At 33.8% G+C, this 24,942-nt stretch carries 26 protein-coding genes; 13 read left to right on the top strand and 13 right to left on the bottom strand.

All coding sequences use genetic code 11. The features are described 5' to 3' along the window. The first annotated feature begins 1 nt into the window (after window position 1). Complete coding sequence (locus J7574_RS22400; protein ID WP_290974242.1) at window positions 2-586, top strand: DUF420 domain-containing protein; 585 nt, start codon at window positions 2-4, stop codon at window positions 584-586. Then, window positions 576-836, top strand: coding sequence for a hypothetical protein (locus tag J7574_RS22395; protein WP_290974239.1), 261 nt, complete (start codon window positions 576-578; stop codon window positions 834-836). The genes J7574_RS22400 and J7574_RS22395 overlap by 11 nt, the downstream gene beginning before the upstream one ends. Before the next feature lie 18 nt (window positions 837-854). On the opposite strand, the gene J7574_RS22390 is transcribed toward J7574_RS22395, so the two are convergent. Then, complete coding sequence (locus J7574_RS22390) at window positions 855-2,261, bottom strand: DUF4403 family protein (protein WP_290974236.1); 1,407 nt, start codon at window positions 2,259-2,261, stop codon at window positions 855-857. A 178-nt stretch (window positions 2,262-2,439) separates the two neighbouring features. On the opposite strand from J7574_RS22390, the gene J7574_RS22385 reads away from it, so the two are divergent. From J7574_RS22385 to tsaB, 7 genes are all read left to right on the top strand, one after another. Then, complete coding sequence (locus J7574_RS22385) at window positions 2,440-3,141, top strand: ABC transporter ATP-binding protein (RefSeq protein ID WP_125722705.1); 702 nt, start codon at window positions 2,440-2,442, stop codon at window positions 3,139-3,141. Continuing rightward, the gene (locus J7574_RS22380; RefSeq protein WP_290974231.1) at window positions 3,134-4,378 is read left to right on the top strand and encodes an ABC transporter permease; all 1,245 of its coding nucleotides are present in this window, start codon (window positions 3,134-3,136) and stop codon (window positions 4,376-4,378) included. The genes J7574_RS22385 and J7574_RS22380 overlap by 8 nt, the downstream gene beginning before the upstream one ends. 2 nt (window positions 4,379-4,380) lie before the next feature. Further along, the gene (locus J7574_RS22375) at window positions 4,381-5,646 is read left to right on the top strand and encodes an ABC transporter permease (RefSeq protein ID WP_290974228.1); all 1,266 of its coding nucleotides are present in this window, start codon (window positions 4,381-4,383) and stop codon (window positions 5,644-5,646) included. Window positions 5,647-5,683: 37 nt separating this feature from the next. Further along, the gene (locus J7574_RS22370; RefSeq protein ID WP_290974225.1) at window positions 5,684-6,805 is read left to right on the top strand and encodes an efflux RND transporter periplasmic adaptor subunit; all 1,122 of its coding nucleotides are present in this window, start codon (window positions 5,684-5,686) and stop codon (window positions 6,803-6,805) included. Between the two features lie 79 nt (window positions 6,806-6,884). Beyond that, the gene (locus J7574_RS22365; protein WP_290974222.1) at window positions 6,885-8,336 is read left to right on the top strand and encodes a TolC family protein; all 1,452 of its coding nucleotides are present in this window, start codon (window positions 6,885-6,887) and stop codon (window positions 8,334-8,336) included. A gap of 6 nt (window positions 8,337-8,342) precedes the next feature. Beyond that, window positions 8,343-9,635, top strand: a complete 1,293-nt coding sequence (locus tag J7574_RS22360; protein WP_290974219.1) for an efflux RND transporter periplasmic adaptor subunit — start codon at window positions 8,343-8,345, stop codon at window positions 9,633-9,635. A 33-nt stretch (window positions 9,636-9,668) separates the two neighbouring features. After that, window positions 9,669-10,340, top strand: coding sequence for a tRNA (adenosine(37)-N6)-threonylcarbamoyltransferase complex dimerization subunit type 1 TsaB (gene tsaB / locus J7574_RS22355; RefSeq protein ID WP_290974216.1), 672 nt, complete (start codon window positions 9,669-9,671; stop codon window positions 10,338-10,340). 297 nt (window positions 10,341-10,637) lie between these two features. On the opposite strand, the gene J7574_RS22350 is transcribed toward tsaB, so the two are convergent. The 3 genes from J7574_RS22350 to J7574_RS22340 all read right to left on the bottom strand — a co-directional run bounded on the left by J7574_RS22350 (window position 10,638) and on the right by J7574_RS22340 (window position 12,988). After that, window positions 10,638-11,450, bottom strand: coding sequence for a mechanosensitive ion channel domain-containing protein (locus tag J7574_RS22350; protein WP_290974213.1), 813 nt, complete (start codon window positions 11,448-11,450; stop codon window positions 10,638-10,640). 86 nt (window positions 11,451-11,536) lie between these two features. Next, on the bottom strand, window positions 11,537-11,944 hold the full coding sequence (locus J7574_RS22345; protein ID WP_290974210.1) for a YtxH domain-containing protein: 408 nt from the start codon (window positions 11,942-11,944) through the stop codon (window positions 11,537-11,539). 144 nt (window positions 11,945-12,088) lie between these two features. Then, the gene (locus tag J7574_RS22340) at window positions 12,089-12,988 is read right to left on the bottom strand and encodes a NifU family protein (RefSeq protein WP_290974208.1); all 900 of its coding nucleotides are present in this window, start codon (window positions 12,986-12,988) and stop codon (window positions 12,089-12,091) included. Window positions 12,989-13,131: 143 nt separating this feature from the next. Between J7574_RS22340 and J7574_RS22335 the strand changes: the two genes are divergently transcribed. Both J7574_RS22335 and J7574_RS22330 read left to right on the top strand, forming a co-directional pair. Next, window positions 13,132-14,121, top strand: coding sequence for a type IX secretion system membrane protein PorP/SprF (locus tag J7574_RS22335; RefSeq protein WP_290974206.1), 990 nt, complete (start codon window positions 13,132-13,134; stop codon window positions 14,119-14,121). A gap of 12 nt (window positions 14,122-14,133) precedes the next feature. Further along, the gene (locus J7574_RS22330) at window positions 14,134-14,643 is read left to right on the top strand and encodes a gamma carbonic anhydrase family protein (RefSeq protein WP_290974203.1); all 510 of its coding nucleotides are present in this window, start codon (window positions 14,134-14,136) and stop codon (window positions 14,641-14,643) included. 166 nt (window positions 14,644-14,809) lie between these two features. Here the strand turns inward: J7574_RS22330 and J7574_RS22325 are convergent, their stop codons facing one another. The 6 genes from J7574_RS22325 to J7574_RS22300 form a co-directional block, all read right to left on the bottom strand. Beyond that, window positions 14,810-15,523 (bottom strand): LytTR family DNA-binding domain-containing protein, encoded by a 714-nt coding sequence (locus J7574_RS22325; protein WP_290974200.1) that lies wholly within the window; start codon window positions 15,521-15,523, stop codon window positions 14,810-14,812. A 106-nt stretch (window positions 15,524-15,629) separates the two neighbouring features. Beyond that, entirely contained in the window at window positions 15,630-16,340 is a 711-nt protein-coding gene (locus J7574_RS22320) for an intradiol ring-cleavage dioxygenase (RefSeq protein WP_290974197.1), read from the bottom strand. A 12-nt stretch (window positions 16,341-16,352) separates the two neighbouring features. After that, entirely contained in the window at window positions 16,353-17,468 is a 1,116-nt protein-coding gene (locus J7574_RS22315) for a sensor histidine kinase (RefSeq protein ID WP_290974194.1), read from the bottom strand. Next, complete coding sequence (locus J7574_RS22310; protein WP_290974191.1) at window positions 17,469-17,795, bottom strand: DUF4907 domain-containing protein; 327 nt, start codon at window positions 17,793-17,795, stop codon at window positions 17,469-17,471. Beyond that, the gene (locus J7574_RS22305; protein ID WP_290974189.1) at window positions 17,785-18,792 is read right to left on the bottom strand and encodes a kelch repeat-containing protein; all 1,008 of its coding nucleotides are present in this window, start codon (window positions 18,790-18,792) and stop codon (window positions 17,785-17,787) included. Before J7574_RS22305 ends, J7574_RS22310 begins: the two co-directional genes overlap by 11 nt. Window positions 18,793-18,805: 13 nt before the next feature. After that, window positions 18,806-19,645 carry a DUF6268 family outer membrane beta-barrel protein gene (locus tag J7574_RS22300; RefSeq protein ID WP_290974186.1) on the bottom strand — a complete coding sequence of 280 codons (840 nt, stop codon included), beginning with the start codon at window positions 19,643-19,645 and terminating at the stop codon, window positions 18,806-18,808. Between the two features lie 231 nt (window positions 19,646-19,876). Here J7574_RS22300 and J7574_RS22295 point away from each other — a divergent pair, with 231 nt between their 5' ends. Beyond that, window positions 19,877-21,205 (top strand): DUF4270 family protein, encoded by a 1,329-nt coding sequence (locus J7574_RS22295; RefSeq protein WP_290974183.1) that lies wholly within the window; start codon window positions 19,877-19,879, stop codon window positions 21,203-21,205. After that, entirely contained in the window at window positions 21,206-22,441 is a 1,236-nt protein-coding gene (locus tag J7574_RS22290) for an aromatic hydrocarbon degradation protein (protein WP_290974180.1), read from the top strand. Between the two features lie 4 nt (window positions 22,442-22,445). Here the strand turns inward: J7574_RS22290 and murI are convergent, their stop codons facing one another. The 3 genes from murI to J7574_RS22275 all read right to left on the bottom strand — a co-directional run bounded on the left by murI (window position 22,446) and on the right by J7574_RS22275 (window position 24,936). Beyond that, the gene (gene murI, locus J7574_RS22285) at window positions 22,446-23,222 is read right to left on the bottom strand and encodes a glutamate racemase (protein ID WP_290974177.1); all 777 of its coding nucleotides are present in this window, start codon (window positions 23,220-23,222) and stop codon (window positions 22,446-22,448) included. A gap of 149 nt (window positions 23,223-23,371) precedes the next feature. Continuing rightward, window positions 23,372-23,875, bottom strand: coding sequence for an OmpH family outer membrane protein (locus J7574_RS22280; RefSeq protein ID WP_170830271.1), 504 nt, complete (start codon window positions 23,873-23,875; stop codon window positions 23,372-23,374). Window positions 23,876-23,889: 14 nt separating this feature from the next. After that, window positions 23,890-24,936 (bottom strand): OmpH family outer membrane protein, encoded by a 1,047-nt coding sequence (locus tag J7574_RS22275; protein ID WP_290974172.1) that lies wholly within the window; start codon window positions 24,934-24,936, stop codon window positions 23,890-23,892. Window positions 24,937-24,942 lie beyond the last annotated feature (6 nt).

The following is a 24,942-nucleotide window of genomic DNA, read 5'->3' as shown; positions in this document are numbered from 1 at the left end:
AATGGAAGATAACACTTTAGAGAAAAAATTTAGTAAATTCATTATTGCTGTTTCAATTGTAATTCCAATTGTTGTAGCAGTTTTGTTTGCGGTTAAACTTAAAGATTTTGGTATTAATGTAGAGCCTTTGTCGTTTTTGCCGCCAATTTATGCAACTACAAATGGGGTTACAGCTGTTGTATTAGTTTGGGCTGTTTTGGCTATAAAAAATGGAAAACAAAAATTGCATGAACGATTAATGACTTTTGCTATTGCTTTATCGGTGGCATTCTTAGTAATGTATGTAGCGTATCATATGACTTCTGATTCTACAAAATTTGGAGATTCTAATCATGATGGTATTCTTGATGCAATAGAAAGCGCGAAGGTTGGTTCGTTGCGAATGGTTTACTTTGTTATTCTAATAACGCATATTTTACTTTCTATTGTAATTATTCCATTGGTTTTAATCACTTATGTTAGAGCACTTGCACAACGTTTTGACAGACATAGAAAAATAGCTAAAATCACTTTTCCGCTTTGGTTGTATGTTGCTGTAACGGGAGTAGTGGTTTATTTAATGATTTCGCCATATTATGCACACTAAAAATAAAATCCAAAATTTAAATTCCAAATTCCAAAGTTTTATTCTTGGAATTTGTTTTTTCTTCATTGGAATTTCTGCGAGTGCTCAATGTGCAATGTGTCGTGCAGCATTATCAGGCGATTCTAATATTAAAAAAGCTGAAGCAGTAAATGATGGAATTGTTTACTTAATGGTAATACCGTATTTACTCGTATTAATAATCGGATATTTGATTTATCGAATGTATTCTAAAAAGAAAAAAGCAGCGTAATGGCTGCTTTTTTTATGTTTATTTAAGTCCGTTTACGGAGACGTTTACTGTTCCGTTTATTTTGATGAAGGCTATAATGGCCTGATTGGTTAGCTGAATTTTATCAAATTGAATGTCTTCAATTTTTCCGTTGACAAATACACCTGGCATTGGCGAATAATTCTTTAAATAACCAGCCATACTTTTTTTGCCTTCTTCCAAATTCGGCTGAATGGAGTAGCGGCAGCTTTCTTCCATTTTTCTCAGAATATATCCTTGTGCGAGCCAGTTTGCAGTTCTCATCAATTTGCTTTTGGTATCTAAAACATAATCTAGCTTCTCAAAATAGATTTCTTTTGACTGTGGATTGTATGACGGGAAGCCATTTAAATAAAGCGTTCCGTTTATAGATCCTAAAACGTCTAGTGCAATAACCATTTTTCCGTCTTTATGCCAAATGGAAACATTTTTTACGGTTACTTTTTTGCTTCCTGAACCAAATTCCTGACCAGCGAAATTTTTGGTCATAATTTTAGAAGCGTCTACATAACTTGAAATCGCAGCAATATTAGCAGCAATCTGATTTGGGATTTTGGCAACAGGTTTTAGAACGATTTTGCTTGCACTGTATTTAGATTCAGGCTGTTTTCCTACAATGGTTTCCATGTTGCATTTCATTCCCATATCCAAGAGGAACGAATCGTTTTTAAGTTTGGCGTTTGTCGAATAAATTTCAATAGGAACAATGCGAAGCCAGCTTTCATAGGTGTCACTCATTTGAAAAGGAGTGCAGATTTTTTCAACAGCTTGAAGAACGTTGGGTTTAAAATCCATTGATTTTTCAATTGCTTCGTCTATTTTCTTTTCGAGTTTGCTTTTAAAAATAGAAATCGCAGGATTTATTAAATATGTAATAGGCATATTTTTGCCAAATACAGTCATTGTTGGACTTTCGCTCCAATCAAGAGATTTAAACTCTGTTTTTGTTGTTAGCTTCCAATTGGTAAGTACAGTCTCGCTTGATAAGGTTATCACTCCGTTGAGATTAAATTCCCTCACATCGTACAATTCTACTCCTAGTTTTTTTGTGCCAATTCGGTATTTGATATTCGCTTTAAGCGGTAAAATTGTTCTAATTCTTTTGTCAGGATTCGATGGATCATTTTGAATTTTAATCGGAGCCTGTTTCCAGATTTTCATTTCAATATCGTCATCTTCAATATTATTGTCTTCATAAATTAATCCGTTAAGGAAAGCATTTGTTTGGTTTTCTATATCGTTTAGTTTTATCGTAATAGGAAGATTGATAAAGGAAGGACTGCTGTCATAAACTAACGGACTAGCGTCGTCTGGTTCGGGTTTTAATGTTTCTATTTTTTGGGTCGAAGAACAGCTTGTTAAGGCGGCAAGTACCGAAAACATTGAAATAATAGAAGTAAGCTTCATTTAGTATGAATTTTTAGACAAGGTAAAATTACAAAAACAATCAGATTTTATTAAAAAAGTGTAACAATAACAAAAAAAGGAAGTCTAATACAGAATAGGTAACCAAAAGTATTAACTTTTTATTATCATAAATTACTTAATAAAAACGTTATTATTGTCTAAAAAATTTAACAATACCATGATTGAAATTAAAGATTTACATAAATCCTATAAGATGGGAAGTTCAGAATTACACGTGCTAAAAGGAATTAATTTCAATATCGAAGAAGGAGAATTAGTTGCGATCATGGGGTCATCAGGTTCGGGTAAATCTACACTTCTTAATATTTTAGGAATTTTAGACGAAGCCGATTCTGGAAGTTATATTTTAGACAAAACACCAATTAAGAAATTAAATGAAACAATAGCGTCAAAGTATCGCAATAAATTTTTAGGCTTTGTTTTTCAGTCTTTTAACTTGATAAATTATAAAACAGCATTAGATAATGTGGCTATGCCCTTATATTATCAGGGTGTTAAAAGAAAGGAACGCTACGAAATCGCAATGAAATATTTGGAGAAAGTAGGTTTAGGTTCTCACGTTCATCACTTGCCAAATGAACTTTCTGGAGGTCAGAAACAGCGTGTTGCTATTGCAAGAGCGTTGGCTTCGAATCCGAAAGTATTGCTTGCCGATGAGCCAACAGGAGCTTTGGATACAAAAACGTCTTATGAGGTGATGGAGCTTATTCAAGGGATTAATGACGAAGGAAAAACAATTTTGATTGTTACGCACGAACCAGATATTGCCGCAATGTGCAAAAGAAATGTAGTCCTAAAAGACGGATTAATTATCGATGATAAAAAAGTAGAACAAGTTAGAGCTTCGTCTTATGTTTAATATTGAACGCTGGCAGGAAATATTTGAAGCCATTTCTAAAAACCGCTTAAGAACGTTCTTAACTGGAGTTTCTGTGGCTTCAGGAATTTTTATTTTGGTAATCCTGCTTGGTGCGGGTAAAGGTTTGCAAAACGGAATTGAGAAACAGTTTGAACGTGATGCTGCGGGTATTATTGAGGTTTGGTCTGGAACAACGACTAAAGAATACAAAGGATTAAATCCTGGAAGACAGATTCAATTTCGCAACAGCGATTACAATCAATCGGTTCAGAAATTTGAAGACAAATTAGATTTGAGAGCCTCAACAAATAATTATTGGGGACAGCCATTTGCTTATGGAAAAGAATCGGGCAGCTACCAATTTAGAGGGGTTAATCCGGATTATGGCGGAATCGAGAATTTAACCATAGTTCAAGGTCGTTATATAAACGCTAAAGATTTAGAAAGTAACGCAAAAGTTGCAGTTATCGGGATGAAATTAAAAACCGACCTGCTTAAGGATAAAGAGGCAATAGGAGAAGAAATCCTGATTAACAATATCAATTTTAAAGTAGTTGGTGTTTTTACAGATCCAGGAGGAGAAAGGGAAGAGACTCGAGCTTATTTGCCTCTGACTACAGTTCAGAAAACTTTTGGTGGAGGAGATAAAATCAGCAATTTGTTTTTTACTTTAAAAAAGACAAACGATTATGACGAAGCTTTGGCACAGTCAGAAAAGTTTACGCAAGATTTAAAAGATTTATTGAAGAGTAAAAATGTAGTGGCGCCTGAAGACGATGGAGGTGTAGGAGTTTATAATTCGGTTAAAGATGCCAAACAGTTTTATGATTTAAACTTATATATCAGACTCTTTTTCTGGTGGGTTGGTATTTGTACCATTATAGCAGGAGTTGTTGGAGTGAGTAATATTATGCTTATCATAGTGAAAGAGCGTACAAAAGAAATTGGGATTAGAAAAGCATTGGGAGCTTCACCTTTTTCTATTATTACTATGATTCTTCATGAATCGATTTTTATTACCACCATCGCAGGTTTTGTTGGACTATTAGCTAGTCTTGCATTATTAGAATTTGTTGGACCAATGGTTCAGAGTGAATATTTCAGAAATCCTGAAGTAGATTTTAGTGTGGCTTTAACTACTTTGGTATTACTTGTTTTTGCAGGAGCAATGGCTGGATTTTTCCCAGCCTACAGAGCAGCCAAAATTAAACCTATTGTAGCACTTAGAGACGAATAATTATGTTTAAAAAAGATAATTGGGACGAGATTTTACAGGCCTTAACCGCCAATCCTTTCAGGACTATCCTGACTGCTTTTGGTGTTTTTTGGGGCATTTTTATCTTGGTAATTTTACTTGCAGCAGGTAATGGTTTGGAAAATGGTATTAAAAAAGGTTTTGACGGAATTGCGACTAATACGATGTTTATGTGGAGTCAGACAACATCAAAAGCATATAAAGGTCTGCCCAAAACAAGACGTTATGATTTTAGAAATAGTGATGTAACAGCTTTAAAAGCTGCATTGCCAGATTTATTATACGTTTCGCCAAGAAATCAGTTAGGTGATTTTAATGGAACAAATAACGTAGTAAGAGGCACTAAAACTTCTGCTTTTACAATTTATGGCGATTATCCGGAACTGATTAAACAGCAGCCAATGGATATCATTAAAGGTAGATTTGTAAATCAGCAGGATATTGAGCAAAGAAGAAAAGTCTGCGTAATAGGAAAAGGTGTTATCAGCGAACTTTACAGTAAGGAAGAGGAAGCTGTTGGTACGTATATCAAGATTAATAGCATCAATTTTATGGTTGTTGGAGTTTATAAATCCAAACAGCAAGGAGGAAATGCGGAGCAGGAACAAAAGAATATTTTTATTCCTTTTACAACTTTTCAGCAAGCCTTTAATTATGGTGATAAAGTAGGATGGATGGCACTTACCGCAAAAGATGAAACTTCTATAACCGATTTAAAGCCTAAAATTTTAGAGATTATAAAATCATTGCATTCTATAAATCCTGCAGATGATAGAGCAGTAGGAAACTTTGATTTGTATGAGCAGTTTAATAAAGTGCAGAGCTTATTTAATATTTTAAAAGTGATTGCGTATTTCGTAGGAACATTAGTTTTGATTTCGGGTGTAATCGGAATTTCTAATATCATGCTAATTGTGGTTAAGGAACGTACAAAAGAAATTGGAATTAGAAGAGCTTTAGGGGCAACACCTGGAGCCATTAGAGGGCAAATACTGACTGAGTCTATATTTTTAACGATTGTTTCGGGTATGCTCGGAATTGCTGTTGCAACAGGAATTATAGCACTTTTAAATATGGCATTAGATTCTATGCCACCAGGAGAAAATACGATGTTTGCGAATCCAACTGTAGATTTAGGTGTTGTATTTGTTGCATTAATTATCTTGGTCGGATCTGGTTTGCTAGCCGGATTCATCCCCGCACAGACAGCAATCAATGTGAAACCTGTAGATGCATTAAGAACAGAATAAATTATCAATCAAAATAAATCGATTAAACCAAGAACAAATGAAAAAAGGAGTAACCGTTACCATTTTAATATTTATCGCAATTGTTTTTTTTGGCGCGCTTTACTATTTGTATGCTAAAAATCAAGAATCGCCGATTGTATTTAAAACGGAAAAAGCAGAAATTAAAACCATCGTAAAAAATACTATTGCGACAGGTAATATTCAGCCTGATGAAGAGATTTTAATTAAGCCAAATATCTCAGGGATTATTGAAGAAGTGTACATCAAAGCTGGAGAAAAAATCAAAGCAGGAGATATGATTGCTAAAATTAGAGTTGTAGCAAATGTTTCTAATGTAAGTAATTCTCAGAATCAGGTGCAGACCGCTAAAATAGCTTTAGATAATCAAGAAAAAATCTATAAGAGACAAAAAACATTGTTTGAGAAAGATGTAATTTCTGCCAATGATTATGATGCGGCATTGTTGGCTTATAATCAGGCAAAACAAAACTATGCTGCGGCAAAACAAGGTTTAGACATCGTTAAAACAGGAACAACATCTTCTTTAGGGAGTTATGCGAATACTTTAATTCGTTCTACGGTTAATGGAATGGTTCTAGCTGTTCCTGTAAAAGTAGGAAATCAAGTTATTGAAAGTAATAACTTTAACGAAGGAACTACGATTGCAAGTGTTGCCGATGTTGGAAGAATGATTTTTATTGGAAAAATTGATGAATCTGAAGTTGGGAAAATCAAAGAAAATATGCCAATTGAGATTACAATTGGTGCTATCGAGAATAAAAAGTTTGATGCAGTTTTAAATTATATTGCTCCAAAAGGGGTGACCGAAAATGGTGCAATACAGTTTGAAATAAAAGCGCAAATGATCAACAGAGATGACACTTTTATTAGAGCAGGATTAAGTGCCAATGCCTCTATCATTTTAGAGAAAGCAGAGAAAGTGCTGGCAATAAAAGAATCTTTGGTTCAATTTGACAAAAAAACACAAAAGCCTTATGTAGAAGTTGAAACGGCTCCACAGAAATTTGAAAGAAGAGATTTGGTTCTTGGGGTTAGTGACGGAATCTACGTTCAAGTTAAAAGCGGTGTAAACGATACAGATAAAATAAAAATCTGGAATCAGGGCTTGATTAACGAAGGAGATAAGGATAAAAAATAATTTGATTATTTAGAGAAGTTTTTGGTTTTTTAAAATGTTAAATTTGCATGCCTTCGTGGTGGTGCTTCATTCAAAATATATGAAAATAAATAAAATAAATAGTCTTGTTTTTGCCATGCTTTTTGGATTTGGTTTATCAGGCCAAGCACAGACAAAACAATGGACATTAGAGGAATGTGTGCGATATGCATTGGATAATAATATCACGATTAAAAATTCGGAATTAGATGTTCAAAATGCTGAAATAAATAAAAAGGACGCTTTTGGTAGATATCTTCCAACATTAAACGGAAATGCATCGCATTCATGGAATATTGGTTTGAACCAGGATGTGACTACAGGTGTTTTGCGTAATCAGACAACTCAGTACTCATCTGTAGGCTTAAATGCTGGAGTTGATATTTACAGAGGTCTGCAAAACCAAAATACATATAGACGAACAAAACTTGCTATTATTGCATCTCAATATCAATTATTGAAAATGCAGGAAGATGTTTCGTTGAACGTTGCTAATGCTTTTCTTCAAATTTTGGGCTATAAAGAAGATTTAAAAATCAAAACAGAACAGCTTTCTATTGATGAAAAACGTTTAAAGCGTTCTGAAGAAATGGTAAGTGCCGGAACAATTCCTCGCGGTGATTTATTTGATTTGAAAGCAACTATAGCAACCGATAGGCAAAATATTGCAGTTTCTGAGAATAATTTACTTATTTCAAAATTGAGTTTGGCACAGCTTTTACAGCTTAAAGAATTTGCCGATTTTGACGTTGTTGATGATACAAATGCGAAGGATGAAAATAATATCATGGCACAAAGCCCAATTGATATTTATAATAAAGCAAAAGAAACTAGAACTGAATTAAAACTGGCACAAACCAATCTTGAAATTGCTGAGAAAAATGTGGCAATAGCAAAAGGAGCTTATCAGCCGACTCTAAGTGCTTTCTATAATTTTAATACAAGAGCAAGTTACTCTGATATTATTACAGGTAGAGCTATCGATCCAGTAAATCCAACTACTCAAATAGGTTATGTTCAAGGAACAAATCAAGCTGTATTAACAGATAATTACTCGACTGTTACAGGAAATGCAAGGCCAATTTTAGATCAATTTAGTGATAATAAAGGACAGTCATTTGGTCTTCAGCTTTCTGTTCCAATTTTCAATGGATTCTCAGTTAGAAATAATGTTGAACGAAATAAAGTAAGTTTAGAGAAATCTAAAATAGATTTAGAGCAAAAAAGTTTAGATTTGCAACGTAACGTTTACACTGCTTTTACAAATGCAAAAGGAGCCTTAAATACTTATGAAGCCGCAACAGTAACTTTAGAAGCTAGGCAACAGGCATACAATTATGCAAAGGAAAAATATGATGTTGGCTTAATGAACTCATTTGATTTCACGCAAGCACAGACGTTGTTGACAAATGCACAATCTGAAGTTATTAGAACGAAATATGATTATATATTTAAAATAAAAATTCTTGAATTCTATTTTGGAATTCCAATTGTTCCAATTCCTACAAAATAATTTATTATGTCAAAAAAAACTGTTTATTTCTTATTAGGTGCGGCTGCGGTTCTTATTGTAGCTTTGGTTGGTCTTTCGAAGGCTGGATTAATTGGAAATAAAGACGAAGGAAAAGAGGTAGAAACTGCAAAAGTAACGGCTTCGACAATTGTTGAGACTGTTTCTGCAACAGGTAAAATCCAGCCTGAAATTGAAATTAAAATTGCTTCGATGGTTTCGGGTGAGATTATTTCATTAAATGTAAAAGAAGGGCAAGTGGTTAAAAAAGGCGATTTATTAGTAAAAATAAATCCCGATTTGTACACCTCAGGATTAGAAAGATCTGTTGCGAATTTGGCCGGAACAAAAGCAAGTCTTACTCAATCTGACGCAAGTTATAGAGAGGCAAAAGCAAATTACGAACGTAATAAAATATTATATGATAAAGGTGTAATCTCAAAATCAGATTGGGATAAAGCCATTTCTACTTTTGAAGTTGCAAAAGCAACAAAACAAAGTTCTTATTACAATGTACAAAGTGCTTCGGCATCTGTTACAGAAGCCCGAGACAATTTAGGGCGTACAACAATTTATTCTCCTGCAGACGGAACCATTTCTGTTTTGAATGTAGAATTGGGAGAAAGGGTTTTAGGAACACAGCAAATGGCAGGAACAGAACTTTTGCGTGTAGCTAACCTAAACAATATGGAAGTTGAAGTTGATGTAAATGAAAATGACATTGTAAAAATTAAAATTGGTGACGAAGCAAATGTTGAAGTTGATGCTTACTTAAAAAAGAAATTCAAAGGAGTAGTAACCAGTATTTCTAATTCTGCGAGTACAACATTGACTTCAGATCAGGTAACGAATTTTAAAGTTAAAGTTCGTATTTTAAAAGAATCTTATCAAGATTTGTTAGAAGGAAAACCAAGCACTTATTCTCCTTTCAGACCTGGAATGACGGCTACGGTTGATATTATTACAACAACAAAAAACAATGTGTTGGCGGTGCCAATTAGTTCTGTTGTGGTAAAATCGGATACTACTGCTGTAAAAGATTTTAAAGTTGAAGATCCGAATGAAGATAAAAAAGCAGCTCCAAAAAGCGACAAAAAATTCGAATGTGTTTTTGTTAAAGTTGGAGATAAAGCAAAAATTAGAATTATTAAAACCGGAATTCAAGACGATACTAATATTGAAGTAATGTCTGGTCTAAAACCAGGTGATGTTGTTATTACAGGGCCGTATACAACAGTTTCTAAAGAACTAAATTCTGGAGATAAAGTAAAGCTTAAGAAAGCCGAAGCTCCGAAGAAATAATATAATACCACAATCAATTTAAAATTTAATACTTTGTCTTTTATTCTCAATATCGAAACGGCTACCAAAAATTGTTCTGTATCTATTGCAAAAGATGGTCAGACCATTGTTTGCAGCGAATTGGCAGATGAAGGATATTCGCATGCCGAAAAACTTCATGTTTTTATTGAAGAAGCAATAGCAAAAGCGGGAATATCTCCGCATGACTTAAAAGCTGTTGCGGTTAGCCAAGGTCCAGGGTCATATACTGGTTTAAGAATTGGTGTTTCGGCTGCAAAAGGATTGTGTTATGCTTTAAATATTCCTTTGATTGCTATCGATACCTTGCAAACTCTAGCTTCTCAAGCTGGAGTTACAGATGGTAAAATTATACCGATGTTGGATGCGCGCCGTATGGAAGTGTACAGTGCTATTTTTAATTCAGATTTAACGGTTGAAAGAGCCATTCAAGCTGAAATTATCGATGAAAATTCATTTCAAGAATATAACGAAAAGCTTTATTTTGTTGGCGATTGTGCCGATAAATGTAAACCTGTATTGACTAAAGATAACTTTGTGTTTTTGGAAGATATAAAATATCCTTCAGCGCAAGCAATGAGTAAAATCAGTTTTGATAAGTATCAAAAAAGCGACACTGTAGATGTCGCTTATTTTGAACCTTATTATCTAAAAGATTTTATGATTGCTCCTCCAAAAAAACAATAAAAAGCAGGACAGTTTCATTTCGTAGAAATGTCTGGTCGGTGAATTAAATTTGAATTGAGAACGATACGTTCCGTAGGAACGTTTGATTTAACGGTTTTAATGATGTTATCTGCATAAATCAAGTTTTCCTAAGGAATAACAAACAATGCTAGACTAAACCTTTTACCAACCCATCAACTCCTAGCGTAGTTAATTTGCCGTATTAAAGAAATAAGTAGTCTTAATATTTATACCTAACAGGTTTTTGAAACCTGTTAGGATAACTGATTTTAGAAATAGAATAAATATTCTAATGGGTTATTTCTGAATCGTATACGGTTGAATAGCAATTCCTGCTTCATCCAAAGCTGTTTTGCAGTTCTCTAATGTTTCAGAAAAAACAGCTCCGTAATTGGCATTTTTGGCCCAAGGACGAACAGCAAAATCAATAGAACTTGCAGATAGATTTTTTACAAAAACCTCAGGAGCAGGTTTCTTCAATACTTTAGGATTATTGTTTAAAACCCCCAAAAGAATTTCCTTTGCCTTTTTAATGTCAGAATCATAAGAAATGGCAAAAGTCAAATCGGCTCTTCTTTCCCCTTGCATTGAGTAATTGATGATGTTTCCGTTGGATAAAGAACCATTAGGTACAAATACGGTTTGGTTATTTGCTGTAAGCATTTTGGTTACAAAAATCTGAATTTCAAGAACAGTTGCTACAACGCCTTGCGCTTCTATTGTATCTCCAACTTTAAAGGGTTTGAAAACAATGATAAGCATTCCGCCAGCAAAATTAGAAAGTGATCCTTGCAAGGATAAACCAACAGCAAGACCCATTGCTCCTAAAATAGCTACGAAAGAAGAAGTTTCTATTCCTAATTTAGAAATAAAGGTTACAAACAATAATATTCTTAGTGCCCACAATAAAATATCAGATAAGAATTTTGTAAGCGTTGGATCTAGATTTCGCTGAATCATTATTTTTCTAATAATTCGATTAATTAGTCTGATGGCGTATAAACCAACAAATAAGATTAAAAATGCAGAAATCAGTTTTGGTGAATAATCAACTAAAATGTCAATAAATCTAGTTATGTATTTACTGACTTGTTCTGGGCTAATGTTCATGATTTTAAAATAAAAAAACCTTCTCAAAGAGAAGGTATATTAGTACTGCAAATATAAAAATATTTGCATTATCAGAAAAGTATGTTTTAAGCCTTCTCGACAGCGTCGTCTGCTATTTCTTCTGCTTCTGCTACAGATTTTTCGCTTTCATCAACAACAGTTTCAGTAATAGTTTCTGGTGTTTCAGTAGCCAAAGAAGCTGTTTTTTCTTTTACAGAATCGACCGCGTCATTTACCGCCTTAGCAGCTTTGTCAGCATATTCGCTTACGGTATCTTTTGCTTTTTCGGCATAGTCTGCTGCTTGGTCAATAATAGGTTCTGAAACCTCTTTTACTTTTTCAATTGTTTCTTCTGCAAAAGCTTCAGCTTTCTCGATATACGGTGCAGCCGCTTCTTTTGCCTGTTCAAAAGTACTTTCGGCATTATTAGCCAATTCGGTTACAGACTCTTTGGTTGAGCCGAATAAATTTTTAAAAAATGAAGATAGTCCCATGGTTTTTAATTAATTGGTTAAGAATACAATATTAATTAATTTTATAGAATTACTCGTTTTTTTAATGGTAAATAATTGATATTTAATGTTTAATAATAAAAAAAGCATCTCAATGAGACGCTTTAGATAATGTTTTGCTTAAAATTAAGCATTTACCGCTTCTACTTTTATGGCTTCATCATTTAGCATGCTTTTTAGCATATTTTCGATACCGCTTTTTAAAGTAAATGTAGATGAAGGACAACCGCTGCAAGCACCTTGCAATAATACTTTTACTGTTTTGTCGTCTTCATTATAAGATTCAAAAGCAATGTTTCCGCCATCAGCAGCTACTGCTGGTTTTACATATTCTTCTAAGATATTAATGATTTGTTGAGAAGTAACATCCAATTTATCAAAAGCTTCATCTTTTGTAGCTTCATTTTTGGTAGCGGTCTGGATTAAACTTTCGTCTAAAACAGTTCCTCCATTTTCTATAAATTGTTTGATGAATGTTCTTAATTCTAAAGTAATCTCATCCCAGTTATTGATTTCATATTTTGTAACCGAAATATAATTTTCGTCAATGAAAACTTCTTTTACATAAGGGAATTTGAACAATTCCTGAGCTAAAGGAGAAGAAGCCGTCTGGTCAATATTTTTATATTCTACGGCGGTACGAGTAAGCATTCTGCTTACTACAAATTTCAATGCAGAAGGATTTGGAGTCATTTCTCCGTATACCGTAATAGGCTGTTTTTTAGGTTTTGTTTCGTCAATTTTAATGATAACGCCGCCTTTGTCAACAAAAGCACTGATTTGCTCTGCAACAGCGTCTTTTACATCGTCCCAATCTACAATGCTATATCTTTCGATAGCGATGAAATTTCCAGAAATATAAACTGTTTTAACAAACGGTAAATAGAATAATTGTTGTGCTAGGGGAGAAGCTTGTGCCTCGTCAATATTTTTGAACTCAAAGTTTTGATTTTGAGTAATGAAATCATCAAATTCAAACTTTAGAATAGTTGGATTTTGGGTTTCTTTTATAGTGATTTTAGTCATGATTATATATTTTTTGCAAATTTACTAAAGTTATTTTCTACTAATGGCTATATTTGATTTTTTAATAAAATAATTAAGACTCTTTTCAAATAAATCGTGTTAAATTGCAAGAGTAAAAAATATTTTGAAACAAAATTGCCTTTATGAAATTTAAAATCAAGGTTTTATTAATTTTTATCATTACTACTTTTCAGTCTTATTCCCAAGAGGGAATTCCCGTTTATTCAGATTATTTGTCCGATAATTATTACTTGATTCACCCTTCAATGGCTGGTGCAGCCAATTGTGCCAAAATAAGATTAACAGCCCGAAAACAATGGTTTGGCGAGGAGGAAGCTCCATCGCTTCAAACTTTGAGTTTTAATGGAAGAATAGGCGAACGTTCTGGAGCTGGTATCATACTTTTTAACGATAAAAATGGATATCATTCTCAAAAAGGAGTAAAATTGACTTATGCACATCATATTATGTTCTCGAGAGATGAGCTAGACTTAAATCAGCTGTCTTTTGGAATTAGCGGAGGTTTAATTCAAAGCCAATTGGATGAAACAAAATTTGGAGGAACTTTTGATCCAATTGTTTTTGGGTCAATTCAGAAAGATTCCTATTTTAATGTTGATGTTGGAGCCTCTTATAACTATTTGGATTTTTATGCGCATGCAACGATTCAAGGGCTCTTAGAGACACGAAGAGAGCTGTATACAGATTATGAAACCGATAATCTTAGAAAGTTTTTATTAAGTGCTGGTTATGTGTTTGGAAAAAACAGTAGCTGGACTTGGGAGCCTTCTGTTCTTTTTCAGCTATTTGATCAAACAAAAGCAAAAACACTCGATTTGAACATGAAAGCTTATAAAAACATGGATTTTGGAAGTTTATGGGCGGCTTTGTCTTATAGAAGAGGTTTTGATGGCGCGCAATATATTTCTGGAAGTGGAGTGTCGTCTCAAAAATTGCAATATTTTACGCCGATTATTGGAGTTAATTACAAGAATTTTATGTTTGCGTATACGTACACGCAGCTGATGGGAGATGTAAAGTTTGACACAGGCGGTTTTCATCAAATTACTTTAGGAGTAAACTTATTCTGCAGAAAAGAACGTTACGACTGTAATTGTCCTGCAGTTAACTAAAAAATATTTTTTATGCTGATAAAATCTGTAAACGGAAAGTCACCTCTTATTCCAGAGGATTGTTATGTTGCCGAAAACGCTACTATTGTAGGAGATGTTACTTTTGGCGCATCTTGCAGCGTTTGGTTTAATGCTGTTGTGAGAGGCGATGTTCATTTTATTAAAATAGGAAATAAAGTGAACATTCAAGATGGTGCGGTAATTCACTGTACGTATCAAAAGCACCCAACAATTATAGGAAATAATGTTTCTATTGGACATAATGCGATTGTACACGGCTGTACAATACACGATAATGTTTTAATTGGAATGGGGGCAATTGTAATGGATAATTGTGTGGTAGAAAGTAATGCAATTATTGCTGCCGGCGCTGTAGTAACTCAAAATACTGTAGTGGCTTCGGGAAGCATTTATGCCGGTGTTCCTGCCAAAAAAGTAAAAGACATCGATCAATCTGATTTTGCTGGCGAAATCGAACGCATATCCAATAATTATGTCATGTATTCGAGCTGGTTCAAATAGAATTTTCAATATTTTAAATTCCAAATTCCAATTTTGAAGTGGATATCTCAAAATAGAAATAGAAATTCAATTTTGATGTGGGAAATTCTAATAAAAAAATTCCAAATACCAATCTAGGTTAAACCAATTGGAATTTGGAATTTTTATTTTTGGAATTTTAGAAAAATCAGAGGTTGATTTTTTCGAAGAAGGTATTTTTATAGCTTTCGCTAATTGGAATTCTTTTATCGCTTATTAAAACCTTGTTTTTCTGAATCGATTTTACGTGTTTGATATTAATAATATATGATCTGTGAATTCTCGCAAAACCTTTGTTAGAAAGCAGATTTTCAAGTTTGATTAAGCTAATTAATGTCAGCGTAAATTTATTATCGGTTGTGTAGATTTTGACATAATCTTTTAAGCCTTCGATAAAAAGAATATCGGCAAAATTCAATTTTACGTTTTCGTATTCGGCTCTTACAAACATAAAGTCCTGTTCAATTTCAGGCGTATTCGTGTTTTCAGCAATTGTTGGAGTCGCTACAGGCTGCAAAACTTGCTGTGCTCTTACTACTGCTTTTAAAAAGCGATGAAACGGAATCGGTTTTACCAAATAATCGACAGCACCAAGATTAAATCCTTCAACGGCATAGTCAGAGTAAGCAGTGGTAAAAATAACAAGAGGCTTTTTTTCGATTGTATTTAAAAAATCAATTCCAGAAAAATGAGGCATCTGAATATCCAGAAAAATCAAATCAACATTATTCTGATTGATAAATGAAACAGCATCAATCGCATTATTGAAAGTGTTTATTAACTCAAGAGCATCTACTTTTTTGACAAAGTCCTGCAATAATTCTACAGCCAAAGGTTCGTCATCAATAATTACACATTTCATCTTTTCTGAATTAATTTCTTAAATTTATTTCGCATTCAAAAGTAGTTTGAAACCAGTAAATTAAGTTTTAAAATTTTCATAAAATACTGGTTTTTACTAATTAAAATTATGCGCTTACTGTTATAGTTTTAGTTAACGTAAAACCATCTGTCAGGTTACCTGTTATAGTGGCCAGCTCATCGGCTAGACTATCTGCAAAAACATTGTCTTTTGTATTTGCCGTATCTGCTTGTCCGTGTGCGGCATAATTAGTGCTTGAATATACTTCGCTTGAAATTGTTTCAGGAAAAGCAATCTGTGTTACTAACAAAGAATTTCCAGAACTTGATAAAACTTCTACGTGTACGTGCGGTGCTCTTCCTTGGTACCAACCGGGATAAATGGAAATAAAGGAAACTTCTCCGTTGGCATTTGTAGTTTGTCTTCCTCTCAGGAAATGCACAGAAGTATAATCTGCTTGCTGCATTTGTGTGCCGCCATATTCAGAATAATTTCCGTCTTTGTCGCAGTGCCAAACATCTACTAAAACGCCCGAAAGAGGTTCGCAATTGTTGTTCTTGTTTTCAATTTTTAAATTAATCAATAACGCAATTCCGACACGGTCAGATTTGATGTTTTCTAAAACCAACTGACTTGGCGTTTTGATAGGAAACGGTCCTTTTGTTTCTGAAGGAGAAACCGTGCAGCTTCCGTCTCCAGAATTATTAGAGTCAGTTTCGTCGTTGTCACTTTTAGAACATGATTCTAAAAATTTTGAAGCTGTTGCCAATGAGGCAATGCCCAAAATGCCATTTCGGATGAATTTTTTTCTGTCCATAATCAGTTTTGTTTAATGTATTGCGGTTTTAATTTCGTCTAACTTTAAATTCAAATGAACTCGGTAATAGTTCTCATCTTGGGTAATGGTTAGTTCGTGCGCGTTCGGATATAAAAGATCAAGTCGGTTTTGGATATTTACCAACCCAATTCCTGAATTTTCGGGATCTTTTACATAATTTTCAATGGTATTTTCAATCCAAAAATCTAGATTGTAATCTGTAATTATGATCTTAATTTTTACGTGAGCAGCGCCCTTATAATCTGTTCCGTATTTGAAGGCATTTTCGACGAAAGAAATCAGCAATAATGGCTCGATAAATTTATTTTTAGTATCGCCATGCACATTGATTACAATGTCTTCAATGTTGTTTAGCCGCAACTTTTGCAATTCGATATAATTCTGAATGTAATTGACTTCTTTTTCTAAAGCCACCGTTTTGTTGTCTGTTTCGTACAGCATATAGCGCATAAGTTCAGACAAGGTTACGATGGCATCAGGGACCAAATCAGATTTTTTGTGTGCCAAAGAATAAATACTGTTTAAAGAATTAAATAAAAAATGCGGATTGGTTTGTTTACGCAAATAGATTAATTCAGTATTTGTTCGATGTGTTTCGGCAATCAGTTTATTTTGCTGATTATTATAAAATTCAGTTAATGTTCTAATAATTGCTGAGATCGTAATAATCAAGATATAGAAAAACGACGGACCAATTTTTAAGAAAAGAGGTTGTCTCATTTCGATTCTTTGATGCATTCTTCCTTCTCGAGGAAAAAATTGTGGCCCCTGAGTTATTGTTCTCGCAGGTATTACATTCTCAGGTCTTAAATGTCTAAATTCGGGAATAAAGTAATTTAACCTTATAATCATAAACAGCGTAATTAGACCAAATGCAAACGTAAAATAAAGCCAGTATTTTTTTTGCAGCAAGTAATTTGGAACCAGGTAAAAATAGTTCAGATAAAACAAAACAATTCCAGTAGTCCATTGCGCATAAAAGTCGTTATTAATCTTAAACGGACTCTCGTAAAACTGAATTAGAGAGGTCAGAATAAAGAAAACCCATATGGCACAATGGAATAAAATTTTGTTGTAGCCTGTATTTTTAATGGTATCTAACTGCATTTACAATTTTATTTTTAATAAAATTAATTCATTTTTGGTTACCGTTGGAGATAAGTTTTGTTGGAGTTTCTGTTTGACTAGATTTGCAACCTTTAAAGCCTCATCTTCTGTTTCAAAACTTTTGGCATTACTTATTACAGGAATGATCGATTGTTTTATTAAAACTTTTTCTTTGTAAGCAATGGTGTATCCCCAGCCAGAGTCTGTTTTAAAGGAAGCTGTTGTTAGGCTTTCTTTTTTCGCGCAAGAAGCAAAAAAAAGAATGGCAAAAATGATCCAATACTTCTGAATGTTATTCCAGAAGTATTGTTTACTATTAGTTGTCATCGTCGCTTTGTTCTTCTGAAGGTTTAAATTCCCAAGCGTCATCAAAGTAAGTAGAGCCCACTCTTCCTAACATGTAGAATCCGCGGTTATTGATGGCAAAACCAACAGCATCGGTTCTTGTTGCGCCTTCCATTGGAGTTCTTTCTGTCCATAAATCAGTTGTTGGATTGTATTCCCAAACTGTTTTTATATTTTCACCTCCTACAATATATCCTAAGCCATCCATAGCAAAACTAGAAGCATTAGCACGGACGATAGCATAATCATCGTTGTAGCTGTAATCATCATCAGTATCTTTATCCACATCTCTTTTTCTTGTCCAAACATCTGTCGCTGGATCAAATTCCCAAAAATCTTCCTGATATACGCCATTATTTACACCTGTTACCAAATACGCTTTGTTTGCAATGGTAAAAACGGTTGCGTTACGTCTTTTGTTTCCGCTAAAACCATTTACCAGAATCCAAGTATTCGTTTGGTCATCGTACTGATAAAAATCTTTTAGATAATTTCCGTCATATCCTGTTCCAAAATAGGCTTTACCGCCAACCTGAAAACCTACAGCAGCATAACGTGCCGTTCCTGCAAAATCTGTTTTTTGAGTCCAGCTGTTTGCAGAAGGATCGTATTGATAAAAGTCTTTCAGTTTGTTTGTCCCGTCATAACCAAGACCTACATAACCTTTTTCGTTAAGCGCAAAACTAGAAGCAGAACTTCTGCCTACTCCTCCAAAATCTGCTTTCTGCTCCCAATAATCTCCGTTTGAGTTATAAACCCATAAATCTTTTAAATAAACATCGCCAGTATAGCCGCCCACTACATAAGCATAATCTCCGATAACGAAACTTGTGGCACTAGATCTTGCAGGACCGTCAAAAGCTGATTTTTTAATCCAGTTTCCAATCAAATCATCATCTTCATTATCATTGCTGCAGCTTATCAAAAAGAGGCTTGAAAAAAGCGCTGTGAATAAAATTCCTTTTTTTAGATTAATCATAGTGTATTTATATTTATTGTTTGTATTTGATGCCTATCCCTAAAACATAGCCATTTCCGCTATTGTAGTCGTATATTTTGTGGTCATTGCTGTCTAGCAAATTGTATTTTTTGTTGAAATCGTAACCTGCTTTAAAATGTAAAAACCAATTACCAGTAACATTTCTTTCGTATTCCAAAGCCGATGTCATTTGCGATAAAACTGCTTTTTCGGCATTATTGCCTGTATCTTTTTCGTCTAAATGATAAAAGTTACCATTGAAACTATTCGTAAGGCTAAATTTGTTTCGAACATTATTAGAATAGGAAATTTTCGAATTTGGGAATCCTATTTTAAAATCGGTTTTCTCATTCATTTTATAATCAAAAGAAACAATCGGCGTAAATTTTGGTGCTCCAAAAATGGATGTTCTTCCAGCTCCAACTGTCACGTTTACTTTTGGGCTAAGCTGCTGGCTGATTTCTAAAGTTCCTAAAACCGTAACGTCTGAAAAATCCAGTTTGCTCTGGAAATTGGCTGTAGGAGCAATAGAAAGTCTCCATTTTGTCTTTTCTGCCATTTCAGACGAATATTCAAATTTGTTTTGAACTTGGTTAAAATTATCCTGATCCGCATATATGTTATAGGGATTCAATTCGTAATTCACCTTCAAATTAGAATATTCTAATGTGTTCGTTATTTTGCCTTTTGATCCTAATTTCTTTGCATAAGAAAGACTCATATTGGTTTCTCCAAAATTTATCTTGTCTGTTGGCTCCGTTTTAAAATTTGCAGAGGCACTAAAATTTTCCTGAGCTTTTAAACCTAAAAATGAAATCAAAAAAAGAGAACAGATTAAAAAACGTGTTTTCATTATTATTTTATTGGTTCAAAATTAGATGGATGACTCTCTTAAAAAAAAGAAGATATATATATGACGTGTTTTGATAGACAAAATCGATGTTTTTCGGGTCGAATTAAGATTTAAGAATGAGAATTAAGGTTGTAGATTGTTTTGTGCAATTTGTAGGGTAAAAAAGGGCGATAGTATATGTTATAGTGTGTCGCCAAAGCGCACAATTTATATTTGCCCAAAAATTAAATTATGCACAAGTTTATATTGATACTGCTTTTTGTACTTAGCTTATTTTCGTGCGGCACAGATACAGATACAGGAGAATTTACTGTTGGTTCAGATTATCTTGCTTTAAGCAATAAAGTGATCCTGATAGATACTCTCACAGTAGAAATGTCAACCATTAACTTTGACTCGTTGGTAACTTCTAATAAGAGCAGGATCTTGATTGGAAATTATGATGATCCAATTTTCGGAAAAGTAAAATCAAACAGTTATTTTCAGCTCTCAGGACCTTACTATGCATTAAATAGTTCGGGTTCTGATACTCAGTCTGTAAATTATGTTTTCGATTCTATTTCGATGATTCTAAAATATGATAAATATTATTACGGAGATACTACAAAAGTTCAAACATTTGATATTCATCGATTACTTCAAAAAGTTAAGGCCAATACAAATGATAGTAATTTCTACAATAATTCTACCTTAAGTTATGGTTCAGAAAGTTTGGGAAAAATATCATTTATACCAAGGCCAACACAAAAAGATTCTATAAATATTAAAATGGATAATGAATTTGGAGAAGCTCTTTTTCAGAAAATAAAAAAACGAGAAATTACAGATTTTGACAGTTTTACAGAATATTTAAAAGGACTGGTCTTAGTTCCCGAAACATCCAATTCGTCTAATGTAATCGGATTTAGTGCTGGAAATAGTAAAATTAGAATGTATTATTCTAAATATAAGGCAGATGAAGACGAGGTATCTTATCATCTTGATTTTAGCATTGTAGATAAAACCAAACAATTCAATTCTATTTCTTTGGATAAAACAGGAACACTTCTGCAGAATCTTCCCATTTCAAGCAGTAATCTTTCTAGTAATCTAACCAATAATCAGGGCTTCATTCAATCAGGAACTGGAGTAGCTTGTCGAGTTGATTTTCCGAATATTAAACAGTTTAAAAATATTTCGACTAATGGAGCTATTGTAAATGCAGAACTGTTTTTAAAGCCGGTAAATAATTCGTATTCTGAGAAATATCCGCTGGCAGATTCTCTTTCGGTTTATGTAGGAGATAAATTAAACCGAATAAGCGGAACGTTGGTAAATTCTGCTGGAACCACAGTTTACGGATTGTTGAATAAAAAAAGCGATGAATTCAATGAAAATATTGGCTATACAATTCCGATCGGGGCTTTTCTTCAGAAAGAAATGCTTAAGGCATCCGATTCAAGATCGTCTCTTATTCTAACATTACCCGCAATTTCTAAATCTGTTAACAGAATTGTTTTGGGGAATCAAAAGCATGCCAACAATAAAATCCAGCTGAAAATTTATTACATCTCTTATTAAATGAAAAATAAAATTGTTTTATGGAGCTGCTTCTTTTTGATGTCGCTGACTTCATTCTCTCAAAGCATTTCAAGTTCTCCCTATTCGCTTTATGGTGTAGGAAGTTTATATGATGCAGATTTTGGTTATTTGCCTTCCATTGGCGGTTCAGGAATTGCATTGCCTTCAGATACTTTTATTAATAATTTAAATCCGGCATCTTTAGGATTTATGTATCAGAATCATTTCCTTTTTGATATTGGAGGAAAAGCTATTGCTACAACCTACCAAAGCAGTACTCGTTCAGAAAAAAGAAATAATTTTCAATTTTCTCATTTAGCGTTTGCTTTTCCGGTTACTAAAAATTCGGGTTTTAGTTTGGCACTTCGTCCATATTCTAGTTCGGTATTTAAAATTTCCAATTTAAAGCTTCCAATCGCCGATAGCCAAGAATCCTATTATGTAACCGCACAAGGATCTGGAGGTTTAAATAGTCTTGATTTTTCATACGGCTATCGATTTGGAAAAAAATTGACAATTGGAGCAACAGGAACAGTCCTTTTTGGAAACATAGTAGACGATCGTGCTTTTCTGATTGCAGATGCCATTACAACAATACATAAAAAAACAGATTATAGCGGAGTGCGTGCAACGTTGGGCGCGCAATTCAAAATAGATTCCACTTTCACCGTTGGAACAACAATTAAAGTTCCAGCCAGAATAAATGCTTCTAAAGTACAGTCGGTAACAAGCATTGCAGATGAAGTAGAAACCTCCATAGAAACCGATAAAGCAGCAGATACAGAGGATTATTATATGCCTCTTGAACTTGGTTTTGGAGCCAGTAAACGTTTTAAAAATAACCTGAATGTGACTTTAGATTACGAGAGGAGTTTTTGGGAAAATACAAAACAATCTGAACTTTATGGAAAATTTGTAAATCAAGATCGTTTTGCACTTGGTTTTACCTATAGCGGCAAAAAGAATGTTAGAAAATATTGGGATAGAGTAGGGTATGCAGCAGGTGTAAATTTTGACAACGGCTATCTCGAAGTCGACAAGCAGCGTGTTAATAATGCATCTGTTTCTATAGGTTTAAACCTGCCTATTGATAACACATTCTCATCACTCCATATTTCTTATTCTTACGGACAAAAAGGCCGAATTGCAAATGATTTGATAAAAGAAAATTACCATAAAATATCGCTCAATTTATCGTTGGACGGAATTTGGTTCGTCAAGCGAAAGTTTGAATAATAATTTAAAAGTCTTTTTTGATTACGGGATATTTATATTCTAATATTGACTCTAGAACTTTAGGATCTGAGTTGACATAAAATATAGGATCATGATCTGCACTTTCAGAAAAACCAACTTTATCGCGCAGCAGATTTTTAGTCTGGCGTGCAACAGCTTCTCCTGAATCTATTATTTTAATATGGTCTGGGAGAATTTTTTTTATTTGAGGAATTAAGTAAGGGTAGTGGCTGCATCCAAGAACCAAATAATCAATATTAGCTTCAATCATAGGTTGAAGGTACGATTCTAACAATTGTGTCATTTCTGGAGAATACAAGTTGCCATCTTCAATAAGCTGTACAAGCCCGTGGCCTACTTGCTCAATGATTTTGGTATTGTGAAACATTTCAGCAGTCTTATTAAACAACTCACTGTTCAGCGTTCCTTTTGTCGCTAGAATTCCGATTACCTGTGTTTGCGAGTTGTTTGCCGCAGGTTTAATAGCAGGCTCAATTCCAACAAACGGAATGTCATAATCTGCACGAAGTTCTACTATAGCATTTGTTGTTGCAGTATTGCAGGCCACAACAATAAGTTTGCAATTGTTTTCAAGTAAAAACTCTACATTTTTTTTGCTTAAAGCAACAATCTCCTCTTTGCTTCTTTGACCGTAAGGCGCATTTTTGCTATCAGCAAGATAAATGGTTTTTTCATTTGGAAGAAGATCATGAATGGCGCTCCAGATGGAAGTTCCGCCAATACCAGAATCAAAAACGCCTATAGGATTATTGTTTGTCATAAAGCAAATTTACTATTTTTTAAATATAATTCGTTACTCTAAATTAAATCAAATCTTGAAATTATCCCAGATATTGGCTTTAATTTTTTGTAAAAAAAAACTGCTCAAATTATACAAATTGAGCAGCTTAATTATCTAGATTTGATTTCTTAGAATCCTAAATCTTTTTTAACATCAGCAGTGATGTTTGGTCCATCAGCTAATAATAAAGTAGAACCATCTAAAACGTATTGGAAACCTTTAGCTTTTCCAACTTTTTGGATAGAAGCTCTAACTTTTTCCATTAAAGGTTTTACGATATCAGTTTCTTTTTGTTGTAATTCTTTTTGAGCATTGTCTCTGTAATCAACAATTCTCTTTTGCATATCTTGAACTTCTTTAGAACGCTCACCGTTTACAGCATCAGTTACAGTTGCAGCTTCAGCTTCGTACTTTTTAATTTTTACTTGATATTCGTCAACCATTTTTTTGTATTCAGCATCATATGTACCACTTAATTTTTGCAGTTGATTTTGAGCATCTAGCATAGCAGGCATTTTCGACATGATCTCGCTTACATCAACATGAGCTACCTTCGCTTGCGCGTTCATTGTGTTACTTGCTCCTAAAATAAGAATTGCAGCAATTAGTAAAGTTTTGATTTGTTTCATCATTTTTAAAATATTAATTAATTATTGGTCGTATTTGTTTTTTGCGTTTCGGCTTCTTTTGCTTTTTTAGCCGCTTCTCTTTCTTCTAAAATTTTCTTTCTTCTTTCTTCCAATTCTTTTTTACGCTGTTCGTAAAGTAATTGTCTTTCTTCTGCTTTTGTCATTGCAGGCTGATCTGTGGCAGGAGTTTCTCCTGTGGCAGCAGCAGGCGTAGCAGTTTTTCCAGTTGTACTTGTTTTAGCATCGCCAGTTGTTGCAGTAGCTGCAGTAGGAACGGCTGGTGTTGTAGCTGTTCCAGAAACCGTGCCATTTTTTTTGGCTTCTCTTTCGTCTTGTAAAGCTTTTCTTCGGTCTTCGTATTCTTTTCTCTTAGCTTCCTGTTCTAATTTTCTGTCTTGAATTAACTTTTCTCTGGCAGCTCTTTTTTCATCAAGCGCTTTTTGGCGATCGGCCATTGCTGGATTTTCGTCAATTGCATTTTCGATATTTTCTTTAGCCTCTTGTTCTTTCAGTTGTTTTTTTGTTAGCTGTTCACGTTTTTCAGTACGGTTTAAGATTCTTAAAACCTGATCGCTAATATCAAATCTTTTATTGCTAAAAAGCATGGTTAGATCTGATGATTTATCAAAAACAAAATCATAATTTTTTGCTTCTGCTATATCTTGCACAGCTGTAAAAACCTGATCTTGTATTGGCTTTGCTAAAGCTGCTTTTTGTCTCATTAGATTTCCGTCAGAACCAAATTGTTTCTGCTGATAATCCATCATTTCTTGTTCAAGAAACTTAATTTCAGTTTCTCTTTCTTCTATTAATTCTTTTGTAAGTAAAGCTTTTTCTGTTTTTAAGCTTTCCTTTAAATTATTTATATTTAATTTTTTCGCCTCTATTTCTTGTTTCCACTTTTGAGCTTTTTGCTCTAATTGTGATTTAGCTTCTTTGTAATCGGAAACATTTTCTAAAATATATTCCATGTCGATGTAGCCAATTCGAGTCGTCTTTCCTTGTGCCTGACTTGTATTTGCTACAATCAAGGCTAAAAATATAAATAAAAATTGTTTTCTCATAACATA

Origin of the sequence: Flavobacterium sp., assembly GCF_017744675.1 — a bacterium.
Taxonomy (GTDB): Bacteria; Bacteroidota; Bacteroidia; order Flavobacteriales; family Flavobacteriaceae; genus Flavobacterium.
Note: the sequence above shows the minus strand (reverse complement) of the source record. Positions and strands in the feature narration are given on the sequence as shown.

Excerpts from the sequence above, each read along its gene's own strand:
- J7574_RS22400 (WP_290974242.1), top strand. The coding sequence starts at position 2 with ATGGAAGATAACACTTTAGAGAAAAAATTTAGTAAATTCATTATTGCT.
- J7574_RS22395 (WP_290974239.1), top strand. The coding sequence starts at position 576 with ATGCACACTAAAAATAAAATCCAAAATTTAAATTCCAAATTCCAAAGT.
- J7574_RS22390 (WP_290974236.1), bottom strand. The coding sequence starts at position 2,261 with ATGAAGCTTACTTCTATTATTTCAATGTTTTCGGTACTTGCCGCCTTA.
- J7574_RS22385 (WP_125722705.1), top strand. The coding sequence starts at position 2,440 with ATGATTGAAATTAAAGATTTACATAAATCCTATAAGATGGGAAGTTCA.
- J7574_RS22380 (WP_290974231.1), top strand. The coding sequence starts at position 3,134 with ATGTTTAATATTGAACGCTGGCAGGAAATATTTGAAGCCATTTCTAAA.
- J7574_RS22375 (WP_290974228.1), top strand. The coding sequence starts at position 4,381 with ATGTTTAAAAAAGATAATTGGGACGAGATTTTACAGGCCTTAACCGCC.
- J7574_RS22370 (WP_290974225.1), top strand. The coding sequence starts at position 5,684 with ATGAAAAAAGGAGTAACCGTTACCATTTTAATATTTATCGCAATTGTT.
- J7574_RS22365 (WP_290974222.1), top strand. The coding sequence starts at position 6,885 with ATGAAAATAAATAAAATAAATAGTCTTGTTTTTGCCATGCTTTTTGGA.
- J7574_RS22360 (WP_290974219.1), top strand. The coding sequence starts at position 8,343 with ATGTCAAAAAAAACTGTTTATTTCTTATTAGGTGCGGCTGCGGTTCTT.
- J7574_RS22350 (WP_290974213.1), bottom strand. The coding sequence starts at position 11,450 with ATGAACATTAGCCCAGAACAAGTCAGTAAATACATAACTAGATTTATT.
- J7574_RS22345 (WP_290974210.1), bottom strand. The coding sequence starts at position 11,944 with ATGGGACTATCTTCATTTTTTAAAAATTTATTCGGCTCAACCAAAGAG.
- J7574_RS22340 (WP_290974208.1), bottom strand. The coding sequence starts at position 12,988 with ATGACTAAAATCACTATAAAAGAAACCCAAAATCCAACTATTCTAAAG.
- J7574_RS22335 (WP_290974206.1), top strand. The coding sequence starts at position 13,132 with ATGAAATTTAAAATCAAGGTTTTATTAATTTTTATCATTACTACTTTT.
- J7574_RS22330 (WP_290974203.1), top strand. The coding sequence starts at position 14,134 with ATGCTGATAAAATCTGTAAACGGAAAGTCACCTCTTATTCCAGAGGAT.
- J7574_RS22325 (WP_290974200.1), bottom strand. The coding sequence starts at position 15,523 with ATGAAATGTGTAATTATTGATGACGAACCTTTGGCTGTAGAATTATTG.
- J7574_RS22320 (WP_290974197.1), bottom strand. The coding sequence starts at position 16,340 with ATGGACAGAAAAAAATTCATCCGAAATGGCATTTTGGGCATTGCCTCA.
- J7574_RS22315 (WP_290974194.1), bottom strand. The coding sequence starts at position 17,468 with ATGCAGTTAGATACCATTAAAAATACAGGCTACAACAAAATTTTATTC.
- J7574_RS22310 (WP_290974191.1), bottom strand. The coding sequence starts at position 17,795 with ATGACAACTAATAGTAAACAATACTTCTGGAATAACATTCAGAAGTAT.
- J7574_RS22305 (WP_290974189.1), bottom strand. The coding sequence starts at position 18,792 with ATGATTAATCTAAAAAAAGGAATTTTATTCACAGCGCTTTTTTCAAGC.
- J7574_RS22300 (WP_290974186.1), bottom strand. The coding sequence starts at position 19,645 with ATGAAAACACGTTTTTTAATCTGTTCTCTTTTTTTGATTTCATTTTTA.
- J7574_RS22295 (WP_290974183.1), top strand. The coding sequence starts at position 19,877 with ATGCACAAGTTTATATTGATACTGCTTTTTGTACTTAGCTTATTTTCG.
- J7574_RS22290 (WP_290974180.1), top strand. The coding sequence starts at position 21,206 with ATGAAAAATAAAATTGTTTTATGGAGCTGCTTCTTTTTGATGTCGCTG.
- murI (WP_290974177.1), bottom strand. The coding sequence starts at position 23,222 with ATGACAAACAATAATCCTATAGGCGTTTTTGATTCTGGTATTGGCGGA.
- J7574_RS22280 (WP_170830271.1), bottom strand. The coding sequence starts at position 23,875 with ATGATGAAACAAATCAAAACTTTACTAATTGCTGCAATTCTTATTTTA.
- J7574_RS22275 (WP_290974172.1), bottom strand. The coding sequence starts at position 24,936 with ATGAGAAAACAATTTTTATTTATATTTTTAGCCTTGATTGTAGCAAAT.